This is a genomic window from Mesorhizobium sp. ArgA1 (assembly GCF_053714375.1).
Genome location: NZ_JBSKBQ010000002.1, coordinates 1 through 17,206, shown reverse-complemented (window position 1 = coordinate 17,206; position 17,206 = coordinate 1). Strand labels below are relative to the sequence as shown.

Here is a 17,206-nt window from a genome sequence, read left to right as displayed (position 1 = left end):
AACCTCAAGCCGTAACGTGTTAGTCTAGCCGCGTTTCCCTGGCTGGATCAGCGACACGGTGGCGGTGGCGTCCTCGTCGACCGGCTTGGTCTCGTCGCGCTTCAGCGAAAACTCCACCATCACCGGCAGATGGTCAGAGCCCGTGTCTTCCATCCGGGTTGACGACAGGATGGTCACCCCGCCCTTCGAGAACACCTGGTCGATCGGCAGGCCCGCATAGCGGCGCAGGAAGTCGGGCAGCGTCCGGTGAATCCAGCTCGGCCCGGCCGACGGCATCACGGTCAGTCCGCCGAGCGAGGCGACGCGCCGCACCGCAGCGCTCCACGGCACGGCGTTGCAGTCGCCGGCCATGATCGCCGTCTCGCCGAGCGAGGTGAGCGTCTTCGTCAACTCGCCGATCTGCCAGTATTGTTCCTTCGGCCACGGCCAGCTCAGATGGATCGCCGCGACATCGACGCCGATGCCACCGAAGTCGACCGTGGCGGTCGCCATCGCGCCGCGCGGTTCGCAATACGGTTCGGTACCGACGGCAAACGGCCGCCTGGACAGGAGCGCCACGCCGAAAACGCCGTTGGGGTAAGCGCAAAGGATGCGATAGGGATAGGCAGCAGTGATATAGCCCAGTTCGGTTGCCCACATCGCCGAGACTTCGTCGAGCGTGATCACGTCGGGGTTGGTCCGCCCGATCAGCGAAAGAACCTTCTTGGGTGTCGGATTGTTGAAGCGCAGGTTCATCTGCAGCAGCCGATAGACCACCTCGTTGCCGGGCTCGGCGTCACCGGCGGCCTGCACCGGCCACAGCCGCGGCAAGGTGCTCAACGTGCTGGCGAACGCAGCCACGGCCAAGAGCAGGCCCACACCCGCCTGCAGGCGAAACGGGGTGGCAAGCAGCGGCAGCGCGATCAGCGCCATCAGCACGGCCAGATGGATACGGAAATGGGCGAAGGAATCGAAGGCGGGATGCAGTGCGCCGAAGAACCCGACCACAAGCACGACCGAGAGGCCCAGCATTGCCAGGAACGCCATCGAAGCCATCATGTTTCGCACGCGTGCCATCAGACCAGGTTTTGCATTGCCCAGAGTGCCGGGCCAAGGGGTGTCAGGCCTGTTATCGGCGGAAATGCGGCCCAATCAAGATGACGAAATGCCTCGCAGCCAACGTCTACTGGAAGGCCGTCTACTGGAACGCCGTCTCCGAAAAGCTTCTCAGTTTGCGCGAATGCAGCCTTTCCATCGGCATTTCCGCCAGCTTTTCCATCGCCTTGATGCCGATGGTCAGATGCTGCGCCACCTGCCGCTTGTAGAACTCGGTCGCCATGCCGGGCAGCTTCAGTTCGCCATGCAGCGGCTTGTCCGAGACGCAAAGCAGCGTGCCGTAGGGAACGCGGAAGCGGAAGCCATTGGCGGCAATGGTGGCCGATTCCATGTCGAGCGCGATGGCGCGCGACTGCGACAGCCGCTGCACCGGTCCGCGCTGGTCGCGCAGTTCCCAGTTGCGGTTGTCGATGGTGGCGACAGTGCCGGTGCGCATGATGCGCTTGAGATCGTAGCCGGAAAGTCCGGTGACTTCGGCGACCGCCTCCTGCAGCGCCACCTGGATCTCGGCCAGCGGCGGGATCGGCACCCACACCGGCAGGTCGTCATCCAGCACATGGTCCTCCCTGACATATGCATGCGCCAGCACATAGTCGCCCAGCGCCTGCGTGTTGCGCAGGCCGGCGCAATGGCCGAGCATCAGCCAGGCATGTGGCCTGAGTACCGCGATATGGTCGGTGATCGTCTTGGCGTTGGACGGGCCGACGCCGATGTTGACCATGGTGATGCCGCCATGGTTTGGCTTCTTCATATGATAGGCCGGCATCTGCGGCAGGCGTGGCGCCGCCACGCCTTCGCTGGGCGCGCTCTGCCCGGCCTTGGTGACGACATTGCCGGGCTCGACGAATTCGGTATAGCCGTGGCCGCCTTCCGCCATCTGGGTCCGGGCGCGGGCGACGAACTCGTCGATGTAGAACTGGTAGTTGGTGAACAGCACGAAGTTCTGGAAATGCTGCGGGCTGGTCGCCGTGTAATGCGTCATGCGGTGCAGCGAATAGTCGATGCGTTGCGCCGTGAACGGCGCCAGCGGCCTCGGTTCGCCGAACGCCACTTCGAATGTGCCATTGGCGATCTGGTCGTCGGTGCCGTCGAGATCCGGAACGTCGAACAGGTCGCGGATCGGCCGCTTGATGCGCTCGGCGGCGGCGCCATCGACATGTGAGCCTTCCAGGAAGGCGAAATGCAGCGGGATCGGCGTGGTTGATTCCGAAACCGTAACCGGCACGCCGTGATTGCGCATGATGAGCCGAAGCTGCTCGACGAGATAGGTTTCGAACAGCGCCGGCTGGGTGATGGTGGTCGAGAAATGCCCCGGCGTCGGCATGTGGCCGTATGCCTGGCGCGAGTCGATCTGGGTGAATGAATTGGTGGTGACGCCGATCTCCGGGTAGAAGGCACGGTAGCGCTTGCTTTCGTCGCCGCCGGCGGCAAGTGCCGCAAAGGAGTCACGCAGGAATTTGGTGTTGCGGTCGTAGAGCGCCTGCAAGGCGGCCACGGCCCTTCTGGCGTCGTCGAAGCTCTTCTTGCCGAAAGGCTCCGGCATGACGACCGATTCGATAGCTTGTGGGTAGATTCGCTTTTCCATGGCCTAATATAGAGACTTGAGGCCGCACTTGGGAGGGGGAGGGTGGCCACCAAGGCGGCCAAGGCGAAGATTTATTCTGGCACACCTCACCCGCGCTGCAGGCTGACCAGCAGAACAAAGCCAACGCCATGCTTCTTCGTCGCCGGCGCGTCGATCGTCGTGTCGGCGTCGGCCCGCATCATGGGCATGGCCAGGACCGGCGCCGACAGCACGATCAGGACGAGCGCCGCCCGCGGCAGAAGCCGAAGGGTCTTGAGGGCGTTGATGGCTGTGCGGTTCATGGCTTTGGCTTTTCTGTTTGGATCTACGTCTTTGTCGTCTCAGGGGCGGAAATGGTTCATGCAATTGAACTGGCAGGCGTTGGAACTTCCTGCATCCCAGGAGCGCGCGGGACGGCCGGCTTCGGCCACGAGAATGGCGAAGAACATGCCGAACAGGCTCATCAACAGGCAGACGATGGTGAAGCGGCGAGCGAGCATTTGGGTGGTGTCTCCTTGAACACGCCATCAAAATGCCCTGATGCGACTGAACCGGCTCTGATGCCGGCGTTCATCTGCGGTTCAAAGTGATTGACGATGTTTTAGGAAGAGCGTTGGCCCGATTACAGGCCGCGAGGTGCGCCTATGCCGGTAGGCCGTGGGCACCTGGAAAAGGAAACGGGGCCAGCTGGCCCCGTTATCGTTGCGTCAAAACAGCAAGCTCAGAGCTTCTGCCAGGTCTGGCTCTTGCAGATCAGCCCGCCGAGCACGCAGCCGCTCATCTTCAGCGAGGTACCCGACAGTGTGGCCTTGCCGGAATAGGTCTTGTCGTTTGCCGGATCTGTGATGTTGCCGGCATATTTGTTGTTCCCGGTCGCCTTGAGCGAACCGATGGTCTTGCCGGCATATTTGCCGGTCTTCAGGGTGATGGAGAATGAACCGCTGCCGCCAATGAGTGCGGTGTCGCCGGCTTGCGTCTTCCAATTGCCTTCGATCGGATCGGCCCAGGCCGCGCCCGCCATCATCAATGTGGCCGTCACGGCCAAGCTCACTTTGCGAAACATATCTGTCCTCCCTGTGGTTTTACGTGGAGCGCCGCCTCCCTGCCCCTTACGCAAACGTAAGCTAATCCAGCTCCCGGCAAAACAAAAGCGGGTGCCGTGAGGGAAGGTTTTGCAATTTTCATGAGGTCGACAAAACGCTCGGCGACCAGGAAATGAAACGATCGACGCGCCGGCTTTGCTTCCTGTGGTTAGCGGAGTGTTGACCGACGCCCGGCAAATTTTCGTCAAATCCGGTACGAAACAGCGCGATTGCTGGCTTTGTATCCTTAACGAATTTCCGCGTTTACCTCTTGTTTTAGCTTTGTTTTCTCCAAATTAAGCACGCCGTTTAACGACGGATTCAAGGCTCGGCTTCATTCTCGAAAGCATCGAAAGAGCGGCTCCCCAGGGGACACCGGGGACAGAAAAGGCCCGCTCTCGGGAGCCAGACAGGGGACTAAAATGGCACGTTTTGAAATGCTTGAAGCCGGCTTCGGCGCCATGGGGGCAACTGCCCAGGCCGACATTCTCTTCGAACTGGGCATGATGTATGCGACCGGCCGCGATTGCGAGACCGATGTCGTTGCCGCCCACAAATGGTTCAACATCGCCGCCATCAAGGGCTCGGTCCGCGCCGCCGAACTGCGCTCGGAACTGTCGGCTGCAATGTCCAAGGTCGAGATCGCCAGGGCGCTGCGTGAAGCCCGCGAATGGATGACCATCCACTGAGATCGCAGGCAGATTATCTAAAACAGGGAAGCCCCGGGATCGAAACCGCAAAAGACGGCTGGAACCGGTGAAATAACAGGGCCGCGGCAAGACGGTCGACAACGAAGAACAAGGACGCGGCAGGCCGACAAGGTCCAGCCGCGCACAATGGGGACGACGAGCAGGTTTTCGTGGCGCGGGGGCGCATGGGGACTGCTCCAAGAGCAAAAAGCCACGACCGGCCGGAACAAGGCTGGCGTGGCTTTTTGCGTTGAAGAGGCCCAATCGAGTGGCGCCGATGCGCCTAGACAGGCCCAGTGAAGGATGAAATTGTCCCGCCTTCTGAAAGAAGCGCGGCCAGAGCGGCTGCGCGAGTGTGGGAGGAGTTCTATCACCATGAAAAAAATGGGTATTTTGAGCGCGGCCGTATTTGGCCTGATGATGAGCGCGCCGGTTGCCTTTGCCGATGACATTACCATTTCGGTGGTCGGCCCGATGACCGGACAACTCGCCACGATCGGCGATCAGTTCAAGCAGGGCGCAACGGCAGCCGCCGACGCGATCAACGCCGCCGGCGGTGTCAACGGTTCGATGATCAAGCTCGACATCGAGGATGACCAGTGCGATCCCAAGCAGGCGGTTTCCGTCGCCAATCGCATCGTCGCCAACAGCGTCAAGTTCGTCGATGGCCACGCCTGCTCGGGCTCCGCCATTCCGGCCTCGGCCGTCTACGCCGAAGCCGGCGCGCTGATGATGAGCCCGTCCGCCTCCAATCCCGAGCTGACCGATGCCGCCGCCAAGGCCGGTTGGCCGACAATCATGCGCCTCTATACGCGCGACGACGCGCAGGGCGCCTTCATGGGCCCGTGGATCGCCAAGAAATATGCCGGCAAGAATGTCGTCATCCTGCATGACAAGAGCGCCTACGGCCAGGGCGTGGCCGATGCCGTCAAGGCGACGATGAATACCGGCGGTCTCAAGGAAATCGACTATGAAGGCATCAATGCCGGCGAAAAGGACTATTCGGCGCTCGTCACCAAGCTGAAGGACCTCAAGGCCGACGTCGTCTATTTCGGCGGTTACCATCCCGAGGCCGGCCTGATCCTGCGCCAGTCGGCGGAGCAGAACGTCAAGTTCCAGTTGATCATGCCGGACTCGATCGCCACGCCGGAATTCTGGCAGGTCGCCGGCCCGGCCGGTGAAGGCACCATGTTCGTCTTCCCGTCCGACCCGCAGGCCAAGCCCGAAGCCAAGGAGGCCATCGCCAAGATCAAGGCGGGCGGCTTCGTGCCGGAAGGCTTCACGCTGTTCTCCTACGCCGTCGTTCAGGCCTTTGCAGAGGGCATCAAGCGCGCCGGAACCGCCGATCCGGTCAAGGTTGCCGAAGCGCTGAAGAACGGCACGCCGTTCAGCACCGTGGTCGGCGAGGTCACCTTCGACGAGAAGGGCGATCTGAAGAATGCCAGCTACGACATCAACCAGTGGCATGACGGCAAATACGCGCCTATCGCGCAGTAATCGTCCGCGTGCTCCTGAAATGGCCGGGCTTCTCCCGGCCATTTTTGCTTAAGGGCTATGCAGCCTCTTCAACGAAGCGCACCAGCACGGTTCCGTCGGTGACCTGCGCGCCCTCACTCGCAATCTCGGCAATGACGCCGTCATGGCTGGCCGCGATCGTGTGCTCCATCTTCATCGCTTCCAGGATCAGCAGCGGCTGGCCTTTGCTCACGGTCTCGCCTTTTGCCGCGCGCACCAGCTTGACCAGGCCGGGCATCGGCGCGCGCAGGCTGCCGGAAGCGGCGGCGGCCTCGTCTGTCCGCGCCAGCGGATCCGGGACGAGGAAACTGTGGCCGACCGCGCCTTCGAACACGGTGACGTGGCCTGGCCAGCGGGCAAGGCGAGGGGCAGCGCGAAGATCGTGCGAGTTGACGCTGTCATAGGGCGCATCAAGCGCCACCTCGAAGCGGCCGTCCGGCCGCACTGAAACACGTGCCAGAATATCGTCCTCGCCATGACGCAGCCGCGTGCGCCTCGCGACGGTGTGGAAATGCGCATAGCCTGCCAGCGACGACCATGGATCGTCTGATGGCGGCAACGCACCGGCACCGGCTGCTGCAAGGGCGGCCGCGGCAACGATCTCGCTGCTCGGCGGGACGATCGCGGTCAGCGCTTCCTGATGCCTGCCGATCAGGCCGGTATCGACGTCGCCGGCGGAAAAGTCGGTGTCCGCGGCAAGTGCCGCGAGAAAGGCGGTGTTGACGGTCGAGCCGGCGATCTCGGTCTGCGACAAGGCTGTGCCGAGTGCGTCGAGCGCGGCTTGCCTGTCCTTGGCGTGGACCACCAGCTTGGCGATCATCGGATCGTAGAAGGGCGAGATCGCATCGCCGGCCCGCACGCCGGTCTCGATGCGTATCGTGGCGCCTTCTGGAGCGTTGTCGGGAAATGTGAGGTGATGCAGTGTGCCTGTCGCCGGCAAAAACCCTTTTGCCGCGTCCTCTGCATAGATGCGCGCCTCGAAGGCGTGACCGGAAAGTGCGATCTCGCTCTGCGTCTTCGGCAGCTTTTCGCCGCTAGCCACCCGCAGCTGCCACTCGACCAGGTCGGTGCCGGTGACCATTTCGGTGACGGGATGTTCGACCTGCAGGCGGGTGTTCATTTCCATGAACCAGAAGCGGTCGGGCTTCAGCCCTTGCGAGGCGTCGACGATGAACTCGATGGTGCCGGCGCCGGAATAGCTGATTGCCTTGGCGGCCTTGACCGCGGCGTCCGTCATCGCTTTGCGCAACGCCGGTGTCATGCCGGGCGCCGGCGCTTCCTCGATTACTTTCTGGTGGCGGCGCTGCGCAGAGCAGTCGCGCTCGTAGAGATGCACCGCGTTGCCAAAATTGTCGCCGAACACCTGGACCTCGATGTGGCGCGGCTTGTCGACATATTTTTCGACCAGCACGCGGTCGTCGCCAAACGCTGCCTTGGCCTCGCGCCGTGCACCCGACAGCGCTTCCGAGAAATCGTCGGGATGCTCGACGCGGCGCATGCCTTTGCCGCCGCCGCCGGCGCGCGCCTTGATCAGCACGGGATAACCGATCTCGCGCGCCTTGGACGCCAGCAGCACGATCTCCTGCGCCTCGCCATGATAGCCCGGCACCACCGGCACGCCGGCCTTCTCCATCAGCCGCTTGGCCGCGTCCTTCAAACCCATGGCGCGGATCGAGGCGGCCGACGGGCCGATGAAGTTGAGCCCTGCCGCCACCACCTGATCGACGAAGTCGGGGTTTTCCGAGAGGAAGCCGTAGCCGGGATGGATCGCTTCGGCGCCTGTCGCCAGTGCGGCCGCGACAATCTTGTCGCCGCGCAGATAGCTTTCGCCGACGGGCGAAGCGCCGATATGCACCGCCTCGTCGGCCTTTTCGACATGCAGGGCCTTGGCATCGGCGTCGGAATAGACGGCGACGGTGCGCACACCGAGCCTGCATGCGGTTCGGATCACCCGGCAGGCGATCTCGCCGCGATTGGCGATCAGGATCTTGGCGAACATAGAGCCTCCCGGAGCAGAGATTGGGCGCTGTCCAGCCGACCTATCCGCACAAGCGTTCTCATCGCCGAACCCTGCAATGCAGCCCGGCCGTTGTCAAAGGGTCGGGAAGGAAGGCCTGCCTTACTTGGAAGCGGCGACTTCGCAGCCCGCTCCGGTGATGACCTTGTAATGGCTGCGGGCGGCCTCGCAGGACTTCATCGCCCGGTCTTCGGCAGCCTTCTGTGACGGCGCATTCAAGCCCGAGCCGCAGATGATGTACAAGGAACGGATCCGAGCATAGGGGGTTGTCGCATAGGCCGAATGGCCGCCAGCCGCTACATAGGCATTGTAAGCCCTGGTGCATTGGTCTTTCGGGTTTTTCGGCAAATACGGATAGAAATGAGTGTCGCCCTTGCTTCCCGCCAGCGACGCCGCCGTTGCGATGCCGGTTTTCACGACTATGAGCAAGCCGGCAAGGATCGACGCGGCAGCCCGTTTGATGTTCGCGGATTTCATTTGTTTCCACCCGTTTGGAAAGAACCGAGGCCGACCGGCGCCCATCTATTTGGACGCGGCGATGCTGCACGCTCCGCTGGTCTGGAATTTCCACTTCTTGAGACCGGCTTGGCACGATCTCAATGCAGCGTCCTCCGCCGCCTTTTGGGTCTTGGCGTTCACATGGTTGCCGCAAATGAAGAACTCGGTCATCCGGGCGATCGGAGTGGAAGCATAGGCGGAATGGCCGCTGGCGGCGACGTAGTCCTTGTAGGCCTTCAAGCAGCCCCCGGTCGTGCCGACCGGAAAGTAAACTGGATAACGCACGTCGCCCTTGCTCCCCGCCAGCGAGCCGGCCGCCTCGGCGCCAGGTGCAATCAATATTAGAAATCCCGCAAGTATCGACGCTGTCGATCTGCAGCGATATTTCAAAGCCATTTCCACCCAACCCCAACTGCCCAGTGCCGGGTAAGCAATAGCGAATATTTCTTGCAGCCGCCAGTCCGCCGACGATAATTCGTTTTGGCCTGCTTTGGGGAAACTTTTGTGCCATAAGTTCAGCTTTCCTCAACGTCAGCAACGGCTTGCCGGTATAGTTCTGCGGTCTGTTCATCGAAGCAGCAGAAGGTAACGATTTCGGGCAAGGCATGCTGCGCGAGGAAGCTGCCAACGACGCCGGCGGCGATCCCGCTCGCCTCATTCTTCGGATAACGGTAGATGCCGGTCGAGATCGCCGGAAAGGCTACCGTCCGACAGTCACGGGCGCGAGCGATTTCAAGCGAGCGGCGGTAGCAGGAGGCGAGCAGTCCCGCTTCGCCTTTGCCGCCACCCTGCCAGACAGGTCCGACCGTGTGGATGACGTAGCGCGCCGGCAGCCTGTAACCCTTGGTGAGCTTTGCATCGCCGACCTTGCAGCCGTTCAGCATCCGGCATTCGAATTCGAGCTCCGGGCCGGCCGCGCGGTGAATGGCGCCGTCGACGCCGCCGCCCCCAAGCAGCGAGGAATTGGCGGCATTGACGATGGCGTCGACAGCCAGTTTCGTGATGTCGCCGGTGTGGACGCTTATCCGTTCGCCGAACTTGCTCATCCTACATCCTGAAAACGCCGAACTTCGTTTCTTCGATGTTGGCGTTGAGCGCGGCCGACAGGCTGAGCGCCAGCACCTCGCGCGTTTTCGCCGGGTCGATGATGCCGTCGTCCCACAGCCGTGCCGAGGAATAGAGCGGATGGCCCTCATGCTCGTATTTCATCAGGATCGGCTTCTTGAATTTCGCTTCCTCGTCCGCGCTCCACTCACCGCCCTTGCGCTCGATGCCTTCGCGCTTGACCACCGCCAGCACGGTCGCTGCCTGCTCGCCGCCCATCACCGAAATGCGTGCGTTCGGCCACATCCACAGGAAACGTGGCGAATAGGCGCGCCCGCACATGCCGTAGTTGCCGGCGCCGAACGAGCCGCCGATGATCATGGTCACCTTCGGCACGCGCGCGGTGGCGACCGCCATCACCAGCTTGGCGCCGTCCTTGGCGATGCCGCCCGCCTCATATTTTCGCCCGACCATGAAGCCGGTGATGTTCTGCAGGAAGATCAGCGGAATCTTGCGCTGGCAGCACAGCTCGATGAAATGCGCGCCCTTCAGCGCACTTTCGGAAAACAGCACGCCATTGTTGGCAATGATGCCGACCGGCATGCCCTGGAGATGGGCAAAGCCGGTGACCAGCGTGGTGCCGTAATTCTGCTTGAACTCGTCGAACTCGGAACCGTCGACGACGCGCGCGATCACCTCTCGTACATCATAGGGCTGGCGCAGATCCGTTGGCACGATGCCGTAAAGTTCATGTGGATCGTGACGCGGCGGCGCGGGTTGTCGTAAGGCCAGACTTACGGTCTTGCGCCGGTTTAGGTTTTTGACGATGCGCCTGCAGATGGCCAGCGCATGTTCGTCGTCCAGCGCATAGTGGTCGGCGACGCCCGACAGCCTGGTGTGCACGTCGGCGCCGCCGAGTTCCTCGGCGCTGACGTCTTCGCCGGTGGCAGCCTTCACCAGCGGCGGGCCGCCGAGAAAAATGGTCGCCTGGTTGCGCACCATGATCGTCTCGTCCGACATTGCCGGCACATAGGCGCCGCCTGCCGTGCACGAGCCCATGACGCAGGCGATCTGGGGGATGCCGGCCGCCGACATGTTGGCCTGGTTGTAGAAGATGCGGCCGAAATGCTCGCGGTCGGGAAACACCTCGTCCTGGTTGGGCAGGTTGGCGCCGCCGCTGTCGACGAGATAGACGCAAGGCAGGTTGTTCTGCAGCGCGATCTCCTGCGCCCGCAAATGCTTCTTCACCGTCAGGGGATAATAGGTGCCGCCCTTCACTGTGGCGTCGTTGACGACGACCATCACCTCGGTGCCTTCGACACGGCCGACGCCGGCGATCATGCCGGCCGAGGAGATGTCCTCGCCATACATCGACCATGCCGCGAACTGGCCGATCTCGAGGAAGGGCGAGCCGGTGTCGAGCAATTGCGCCAGCCGCTCGCGCGGCAACAGCTTGCCACGCGAAACATGACGTTCGCGCGCTTCATCCGAGCCGCCGCGCTCGACGCTGGCCGCCTTGTCGGCGATGTCGGCGACCAGTGCGCGCATACGCTCGGCGTTTGTGCGGAAGGTTTCTGAAGAGGGGGAGATCTGGGTCTGGAGCGTAGCCATCGTGTCGTCGCTTCCTCAAATCTCTTGATGCCGGAGCGGAACCGTTGTATCAGCCCGCGCCGGAACGCCGTGGGCTTTGTTCAGGGTACGGCGTTCGCTGGTAACTGACACTCCTCGGAGGCAACGATGAAAAGCATGAATATGCATTTCACAAGCTGTCTCCCTTCGGCCATGGGCTAACGCCGCCGGAGGGCGGCTTTCCATATTCCGAATTTGGGCGAGAGGAACGCGGTGCGAGTACGCACTGCGAGTGTCATCATGTATGTGCGATTTGTTACGCCGCTGATCCATCCCGACAGCCGGGTGGAGACGGGCTTCTTTCATGCGGCCTGGTACCTCCACAATACCGGCTGCGCGGACTGGATCCACGGTGAATTGGGAGATCAGTTCGACTGGTTCGATAGGCATTTGCCCCTTCCGGGCCGGATCGGTCGACATTTCAAGCGCCGCAACCCGATTTGGGGCATCTGCTGGTTTCATCCCGACGCCAAGGAGGCCATCAGCCGCGCGCGTTACTGCGCTTGGCTGATCGAGGAGGGTGGCTTGCCTGTGAGGTCGATCACCTCGACATCTCAGCGCGAAGTTCTGTGGCGCGATGCGCACCAGATCGTCGCCAAGCCCACACACGAGCTGCCGAGGGCATTCGCCTGAGATGGCGGAGGGGCTCATCACACCTCCTCCGCCATGATCTCGCGTCCGATCAGCCAGCGGCGAATCTCGCTGGTGCCGGCGCCGATCTCATAGAGCTTGGCGTCGCGCAGCAGCCGTCCCGTCGGATACTCGTTGGTATAGCCGTTGCCGCCAAGCAACTGGATGGCATCGAGCGCCATCAGCGTCGCCTTCTCCGCCGCAAACAGCACGCAGCCGGCGGCGTCCTTGCGCGTCGTCTGGCCGCGATCGCAGGCAGCCGCCACCGCATAGACATAGGCGCGGGCGGCGTTCATCGTCGAATACATGTCGGCCAGCTTGCCTTGCACCAGTTGGAACTCGCCGATCGGCTGGCCGAACTGCTTGCGTTCATGCACATAGGGGATCGCCACGTCGAGGCACGCCGCCATCAGCCCGATCGGGCCGCCGGCAAGCACCGTGCGCTCATAGTCGAGACCGGACATCAGCACTTCGACGCCGCGCCCTTCCTCATGCAGCACGTTGTCGAACGGCACCTCGACATTCTCGAACACCAGTTCACCGGTGTTGGAGCCGCGCATGCCGAGCTTGTCGAGCTTTTGCGCCACGGAAAAGCCGGCCATCGCCTTCTCGACGATGAAGGCGGTGATGCCGCGTGAATGGCGCTCGGGGTCGGTCTTGGCGTAGACCACCAGTGTCTCGGCATCCGGCCCGTTGGTGATCCACATTTTGGAGCCGTTGAGCACATAGCGGTCGTTGCGCTTTTCGGCGCGTAATTTGAGCGAGACGACGTCGGAGCCGGCGCCCGATTCCGACATGGCCAGCGCGCCAACCCTTTCGCCCGAGCACAATGCCGGCAGATATTTCTCCTTCTGCGCCGATGTCGCCCAGCGGTTGATCTGGTTGACGCAGAGGTTCGAATGGGCGCCGTAGGAAAGACCGACCGAGGCCGAGGCACGGGAAATCTCTTCCACCGCGATCACATGGGCGAGGTAGCCCATGCCGCTGCCGCCGAAATCGGGATCGGCGGTGATGCCGAGCAGGCCGAGCGCGCCAAGTTCTTTCCATAGATGCATCGGGAATTGATTGCTGCGGTCGATCTCGGCGGCGATCGGCGCTATTTTCTCCTGGGCAAAGCGGCGTACCAGATCGCGCAGCGCCTCGATGTCTTCGTCATGCCCGAAGCTGAGCGTGTTCGTATACATGCCGTTCCTCCCGGGTTGTTGTCGCGCCAACCAGACGCATTGTCATCGAAAGATATGTCGCTGTGACTTCAGCCATCGACAGCCGCTCGCCCGGCCGGAACCAGACGATGACGCCGGTCATCATCTGGATCAGTGCCATGGCGGTGAGCCCGGTGTCCTCGATGCTGAACGCGCCTGCCTCCGCACCGTCGCGCAGGATGGCCCGCAGTTCCTTCTCATAGGCGGTGCGCATGCGCAGGATCTGTGTCAGCCGGTCATGCGACAGGCTGCGCAACTCCATGTTCGAGACATGCGTGGAGTGGCGGCGCTCTATGTGGAAGGCGATGTGGTTCTCGACATAGGCAGCAAGCCGCGTCACGGGATCGGCGGCATCGGGGCGTGAGGCGTCCCAAGCTTTGATCAGCCCTTCCATGTGCTCGCGCATCAGCGTGAACAACAGGTCTTCCTTGGTCGGGAAATATCGGTAGAGAGCAGCTGCCTGGACGCCGACCTCGGCGGCGAGCTGGCGCATCGACATCGCCTCGTAGCCGAAGCGCGCGATCAGGCTGACCGCCGCCTCGCGGACGGCAGCTTCGGTCTTCTCACCGTCGGATCCGGTGGTGCGCGCCATGATGGCCTCTCTATGTCGACCAACAATAAAACGAACGTTCAATTAATTCAAGTGGGCAATCGGAATCGTGTCGTCTATACGATGATCCGAAAGTCGGTCGGCGCGTCGCGGAGTTCGAACTCCTCGGTCTCGACCTTTGAAACCGAAGCTCCCTTCGGCCCTTGCCGCAGCCGTTCGATCATTGTCGAAACCGCAGCATCGGCACCGGCAATCCAGGCCGTCACCGTGCCGTCTCGTTCGTTGCGCACCCAGCCTGTCAGGCCAAGCTCTATCGCTTCGCGCCGCGCCCACACCCGGTAGCCGACGCCTTGCACCTTGCCGTGGACGCGCGCCTTCACCGCCCTTTGCCGATCATCCATCGTCGTCTCCCATGCACAGAGTCTGGCGCAGAATCGGACGAAAGCAACAGGCTTCAGTCGTTGGATTGCAGCTGGATCGGACAGAAGCCAAGATCCCGCCTTTGAGGTGAATGGCGCCATCCAGCAAATAGTTGACTAAATCAACTAATACGATGAAGATCGGACACTGCGGAAATGTTCGGAGAGGTGCCTGAAATGCCGGCCGATCGAAATGCGTTGATTGCCGAGATCCGCGGCTTCAACAGGTTCTACACCTGCCTGGTCGGGCTGCTCGACGAGACGCTGACGCAGAGCGCGTACACTTTGGTCGAAGCCAGGCTGCTGTTCGAACTCGGCCGCCGGTCAGCCGACGTTTCTGCTGGCCCCGGCGGCGAGGCGGGTTTTCTGGCGAGGGCATTCCATCTCGATCTTGCGCCTGTTGCATCGGCCCTTGCCGGCGAACTCCAACTCCCGCCGGCCCATCTCATGCGGATCCTGAGGAAATTCATGGCCGCTGGCCTGACCGAACTGCGTACCGATCCGGATAATCGGCGTCGGCGGATTCTATCACTGACCGCCCGGGGCAGTGCGGCGCTGGCCACACTTCAGGCGGCGGCGAATCGTGATCTCGCCTGTCTGACTGCAGGCCTCGCCGAAGATGAAGCGGCCGAGCTTTCGGAGGCGCTGACACGGGTCACGCGGCTGCTCGGTGGTGGCGCCAAGGAATAGCGGGCTCTGCCGGCTGCCAGGTGATGCCGGCCTGCCGGCTGGTTCGCTCGCCGCGTCGTGCCGTCGCCACATGGCGATGATTGCAGCGGCCGGTCTAATTCCCGCGCGCCGCGGCGAGCGCGCCGGGCAGTTCCTCGGCAAAGATGTCGAGCTCATGGTCGAGGCCGACACTCACCCGGATGCAGCGATCGAGGCCTGGCGCCATCGGCTTGCGGATGAACACGTCGCGTGACAACAGGTTTTGCAGCACCTTGAGCGCGAAGGCGCCATCCTGGCCACAGTCTATGGTGACGAAATTGGTCGCTGATGGTAGCGGCTTCAGCCCGTTCGCCTCGGCAATTCCGGCGATGCGCGTGCGGCCGGCAGCGACCCGCGCCACCACGCTGCGCAGCCAGTCCTGGTCGGCAAGCGCTTCGACGCCGGCGATCTGCGCCATACGGCTGACGCCGTAATGGTTGCGGATCTTCTCGAAATCGCGGATCACCTCAGCTTCCGCCACCGCGTAACCGCAGCGTATGCCGGCCAGCCCATAGGCTTTGGAGAAGGTGCGCATGCGGATGACATTCGGCCGCGCGACATCGATCGGCGGCAGCGCCGAGGCCGGCCCCAACTCGCCATAGGCCTCGTCGAGCACCAGCATGGTGGTCGCCGGCAAGGCTTCGATGAAGCGGGCGATCTCGCCTGCTTCCCACCAACTGCCCATCGGATTGTCGGGATTGGAGAGATAGACCAGCGGCGCCTTCTCCCTGGCGACCGCAGCCAGCAGGTCGTCCAGGCTTTCCTTGTCGTTCTCGTAAGGCACCGTGACCAGCCGGCCACCGACGCCGGCGATGTGGAAGTTGAACGTGGGATAGGCGCCGAGCGAGGTGACCACCGCGTCGCCGGGCGCCGCATACATGCGCGCCACCAGGCTGAGCAGACCGTCTATGCCTTCGCCAACCACGACGTTCTCGGCGCCGACGCCGAGATGGCGGGCCGCTGCTTGCTTCAGATCGTAATTGTCGGGGTCGCAATACATCCACTGGTCACGCGCGACGCTCTCCATACGCGCAATGACGCGTGGCGATGGCCCGAAACTGCTCTCATTGGCGCCGATGCGGGCGCGAAACGGGCGGCCGCGATCACGCTCCTGCGCCTCCGGGCCGACAAACGGCACCGTGGAGGGAAGCGCGCCGACAAGCGGCGTGAGGGCAGGGCGCTGGCGCATGGCAAAAGCTCACGAGAAGAGGGGCTTCTTGCTAGCGTGCCAGCCGGAACGGCGCAAGTTCCGCCAGGGCGCAAGGCAGGGCCTTTGTCGAACTGCCGGTTGCGCCAGAAATCGTCTCAAGATTTCGCGCGGCAGCCCATCATTCGGGTATCTTACAAGAAAAACCCGGCGGTCGCCCGCCGGGTTCAATTTTTGAGCTAGGTTCGACCTTTTAGAACGAACGTTGGAAGCGCAGGAGACCGCCGATGCTGCTCTTCTTGTCGGCGTTGGTGAAGTTGGAGAAGTCGGCGTCGTCGAACTTGCCTGCATTGAGGTAGTCGACTTCGGCCGTGACCGTGAAGCCTGGAACCACATCGTAGGCGATGTTCGCGGCGACGCCGAGGTTCTTCCATTCGTCATACGAGACCTGGGCGTTGAACGAGGTCTTCTCGTTGATGGTGTAGGTGCCACCACCCCAGACCGCCCAGTTGCCACCCCACTGCTTGTAGAAGCCGCGGCCACCGGCGTCGATCGCGTAATTCGGATCCGTCAGGTTGTCGTCGGTGCCGTAGCCGCCCATGATGAACAGCGACAGGTTCTGCATCGGGGTGATGTCCAGGCGAACCTTGCCGGCGACTTCTTCGTAGTTGCTGTCATAGGCCACGACGCCGGTGATGGCGCCCCAGCCTTGCGTGTACTTCACACCGCCGACGACATGCGGAACGTAGCTGTCGATCGTGCCGACGGTGCCCGAACCTTCTTCGAGAGAGACCACGGCCGAGAAGCCGTTGCCAGCGTCGAAGTAGTACTGGACGACGTTGGTGTCGAAATCGCCGTAGGGAACCAGCGTATCCTGGATGACGTTGCCGGCGTAGCCGATGAACGTATCGAAGGCGGATTCGTCCTTACCGACGCGCAGGCCACCGAGCTGGATCCAGGCGAAGTTCAAAGAGACATTCTTGTTGCCGGCCGGGTTGGAGTTGAATTCATCTGCTTCCGTGGCCGGATCGTCTGCCGAGGGGTAGCCGTTGCGGTTGCCGAAGTTGAAGCGGGTCTCGGTGTAGGTCTTCAAGGTGCCGAGTTCGGTTTCCTGGCCGGTCCAGGTCTTCAGCGTGAAGCGGGCGTTCTTGTAGAAGGTATCCTGCTCGTCGCCATCCTTATGGTCGAAGGACCTGGCACCGTCGAACGAACCGACGTCGCCGACGCCGATGTCGTAACGGACATAGCCGCCGATGCGCAGGCAGGTTTCGGTGCCGGGGATGTAGAAGTAGCCCGAGCCGTAAACGTCGCAAATCTTGACGTATTCAGCCGGTTCCGGCTCGGCGACGACGACGGCGTCGGCGGCGCGCGCACCGGATACTGCGATCAGGGCCGCAGCGGAGCCGAGAAGAAGGCT

The 17,206-nt window shown here is 62.6% G+C and carries 19 protein-coding genes; 4 read left to right on the top strand and 15 right to left on the bottom strand.

The window, feature by feature from the left end; translation table 11 throughout:
• Positions 1–24 precede the first annotated feature (24 nt).
• The 5 genes from ACWGTI_RS07475 to ACWGTI_RS07455 form a co-directional block, all read right to left on the bottom strand.
• Positions 25–1,038 carry an endonuclease/exonuclease/phosphatase family protein gene (locus tag ACWGTI_RS07475; protein ID WP_454586902.1) on the bottom strand — a complete coding sequence of 338 codons (1,014 nt, stop codon included), beginning with the start codon at positions 1,036–1,038 and terminating at the stop codon, positions 25–27.
• A gap of 139 nt (positions 1,039–1,177) precedes the next feature.
• Positions 1,178–2,638, bottom strand: a complete 1,461-nt coding sequence (locus ACWGTI_RS07470) for an AMP nucleosidase (RefSeq protein ID WP_454586513.1) — start codon at positions 2,636–2,638, stop codon at positions 1,178–1,180.
• Positions 2,639–2,766: 128 nt separating this feature from the next.
• Entirely contained in the window at positions 2,767–2,961 is a 195-nt protein-coding gene (locus ACWGTI_RS07465) for a hypothetical protein (RefSeq protein WP_142866595.1), read from the bottom strand.
• A 39-nt stretch (positions 2,962–3,000) separates the two neighbouring features.
• Positions 3,001–3,159 (bottom strand): hypothetical protein, encoded by a 159-nt coding sequence (locus tag ACWGTI_RS07460; RefSeq protein ID WP_454586512.1) that lies wholly within the window; start codon positions 3,157–3,159, stop codon positions 3,001–3,003.
• Between the two features lie 221 nt (positions 3,160–3,380).
• A complete protein-coding gene (locus ACWGTI_RS07455; protein WP_454586511.1) occupies positions 3,381–3,722 on the bottom strand; it encodes a DUF2147 domain-containing protein in 342 nt (113 codons plus the stop codon).
• 441 nt (positions 3,723–4,163) lie between these two features.
• On the opposite strand from ACWGTI_RS07455, the gene ACWGTI_RS07450 reads away from it, so the two are divergent.
• Together ACWGTI_RS07450 and ACWGTI_RS07445 are read left to right on the top strand one after the other, a co-directional pair.
• On the top strand, positions 4,164–4,430 hold the full coding sequence (locus tag ACWGTI_RS07450) for a sel1 repeat family protein (protein WP_454573946.1): 267 nt from the start codon (positions 4,164–4,166) through the stop codon (positions 4,428–4,430).
• A gap of 375 nt (positions 4,431–4,805) precedes the next feature.
• Entirely contained in the window at positions 4,806–5,927 is a 1,122-nt protein-coding gene (locus ACWGTI_RS07445; RefSeq protein ID WP_454586510.1) for a branched-chain amino acid ABC transporter substrate-binding protein, read from the top strand.
• 55 nt (positions 5,928–5,982) lie between these two features.
• Here the strand turns inward: ACWGTI_RS07445 and ACWGTI_RS07440 are convergent, their stop codons facing one another.
• The 5 genes from ACWGTI_RS07440 to ACWGTI_RS07420 form a co-directional block, all read right to left on the bottom strand.
• A complete protein-coding gene (locus ACWGTI_RS07440; protein WP_454586509.1) occupies positions 5,983–7,944 on the bottom strand; it encodes an acetyl/propionyl/methylcrotonyl-CoA carboxylase subunit alpha in 1,962 nt (653 codons plus the stop codon).
• A gap of 120 nt (positions 7,945–8,064) precedes the next feature.
• Positions 8,065–8,439: a hypothetical protein gene (locus ACWGTI_RS07435; protein WP_454586508.1), complete on the bottom strand. Its 375-nt coding sequence runs from the start codon at positions 8,437–8,439 to the stop codon at positions 8,065–8,067.
• A gap of 45 nt (positions 8,440–8,484) precedes the next feature.
• Entirely contained in the window at positions 8,485–8,856 is a 372-nt protein-coding gene (locus ACWGTI_RS07430) for a hypothetical protein (RefSeq protein ID WP_454586507.1), read from the bottom strand.
• Positions 8,857–8,975: 119 nt separating this feature from the next.
• Positions 8,976–9,506, bottom strand: coding sequence for an O-acetyl-ADP-ribose deacetylase (locus ACWGTI_RS07425; RefSeq protein WP_454586506.1), 531 nt, complete (start codon positions 9,504–9,506; stop codon positions 8,976–8,978).
• Position 9,507: 1 nt separating this feature from the next.
• On the bottom strand, positions 9,508–11,115 hold the full coding sequence (locus ACWGTI_RS07420; RefSeq protein WP_454586505.1) for a carboxyl transferase domain-containing protein: 1,608 nt from the start codon (positions 11,113–11,115) through the stop codon (positions 9,508–9,510).
• A gap of 258 nt (positions 11,116–11,373) precedes the next feature.
• Between ACWGTI_RS07420 and ACWGTI_RS07415 the strand changes: the two genes are divergently transcribed.
• Complete coding sequence (locus ACWGTI_RS07415) at positions 11,374–11,766, top strand: hypothetical protein (RefSeq protein WP_454586504.1); 393 nt, start codon at positions 11,374–11,376, stop codon at positions 11,764–11,766.
• A gap of 17 nt (positions 11,767–11,783) precedes the next feature.
• Here the strand turns inward: ACWGTI_RS07415 and ACWGTI_RS07410 are convergent, their stop codons facing one another.
• The 3 genes from ACWGTI_RS07410 to ACWGTI_RS07400 all read right to left on the bottom strand — a co-directional run bounded on the left by ACWGTI_RS07410 (position 11,784) and on the right by ACWGTI_RS07400 (position 13,916).
• The gene (locus ACWGTI_RS07410) at positions 11,784–12,947 is read right to left on the bottom strand and encodes an isovaleryl-CoA dehydrogenase (RefSeq protein WP_454586503.1); all 1,164 of its coding nucleotides are present in this window, start codon (positions 12,945–12,947) and stop codon (positions 11,784–11,786) included.
• Positions 12,916–13,557 carry a TetR/AcrR family transcriptional regulator gene (locus tag ACWGTI_RS07405; protein ID WP_454586502.1) on the bottom strand — a complete coding sequence of 214 codons (642 nt, stop codon included), beginning with the start codon at positions 13,555–13,557 and terminating at the stop codon, positions 12,916–12,918. Before ACWGTI_RS07405 ends, ACWGTI_RS07410 begins: the two co-directional genes overlap by 32 nt.
• A gap of 74 nt (positions 13,558–13,631) precedes the next feature.
• On the bottom strand, positions 13,632–13,916 hold the full coding sequence (locus ACWGTI_RS07400) for an acylphosphatase (RefSeq protein ID WP_454586501.1): 285 nt from the start codon (positions 13,914–13,916) through the stop codon (positions 13,632–13,634).
• A 195-nt stretch (positions 13,917–14,111) separates the two neighbouring features.
• On the opposite strand from ACWGTI_RS07400, the gene ACWGTI_RS07395 reads away from it, so the two are divergent.
• Positions 14,112–14,624 (top strand): MarR family winged helix-turn-helix transcriptional regulator, encoded by a 513-nt coding sequence (locus ACWGTI_RS07395; RefSeq protein WP_454586500.1) that lies wholly within the window; start codon positions 14,112–14,114, stop codon positions 14,622–14,624.
• A gap of 94 nt (positions 14,625–14,718) precedes the next feature.
• Here the strand turns inward: ACWGTI_RS07395 and ACWGTI_RS07390 are convergent, their stop codons facing one another.
• Together ACWGTI_RS07390 and ACWGTI_RS07385 are read right to left on the bottom strand one after the other, a co-directional pair.
• Complete coding sequence (locus ACWGTI_RS07390) at positions 14,719–15,831, bottom strand: pyridoxal phosphate-dependent aminotransferase (RefSeq protein ID WP_454586499.1); 1,113 nt, start codon at positions 15,829–15,831, stop codon at positions 14,719–14,721.
• Between the two features lie 211 nt (positions 15,832–16,042).
• A partial coding sequence (locus tag ACWGTI_RS07385; protein ID WP_454586498.1) for a porin occupies positions 16,043–17,206 on the bottom strand: 1,164 nt, incomplete at its 5' end.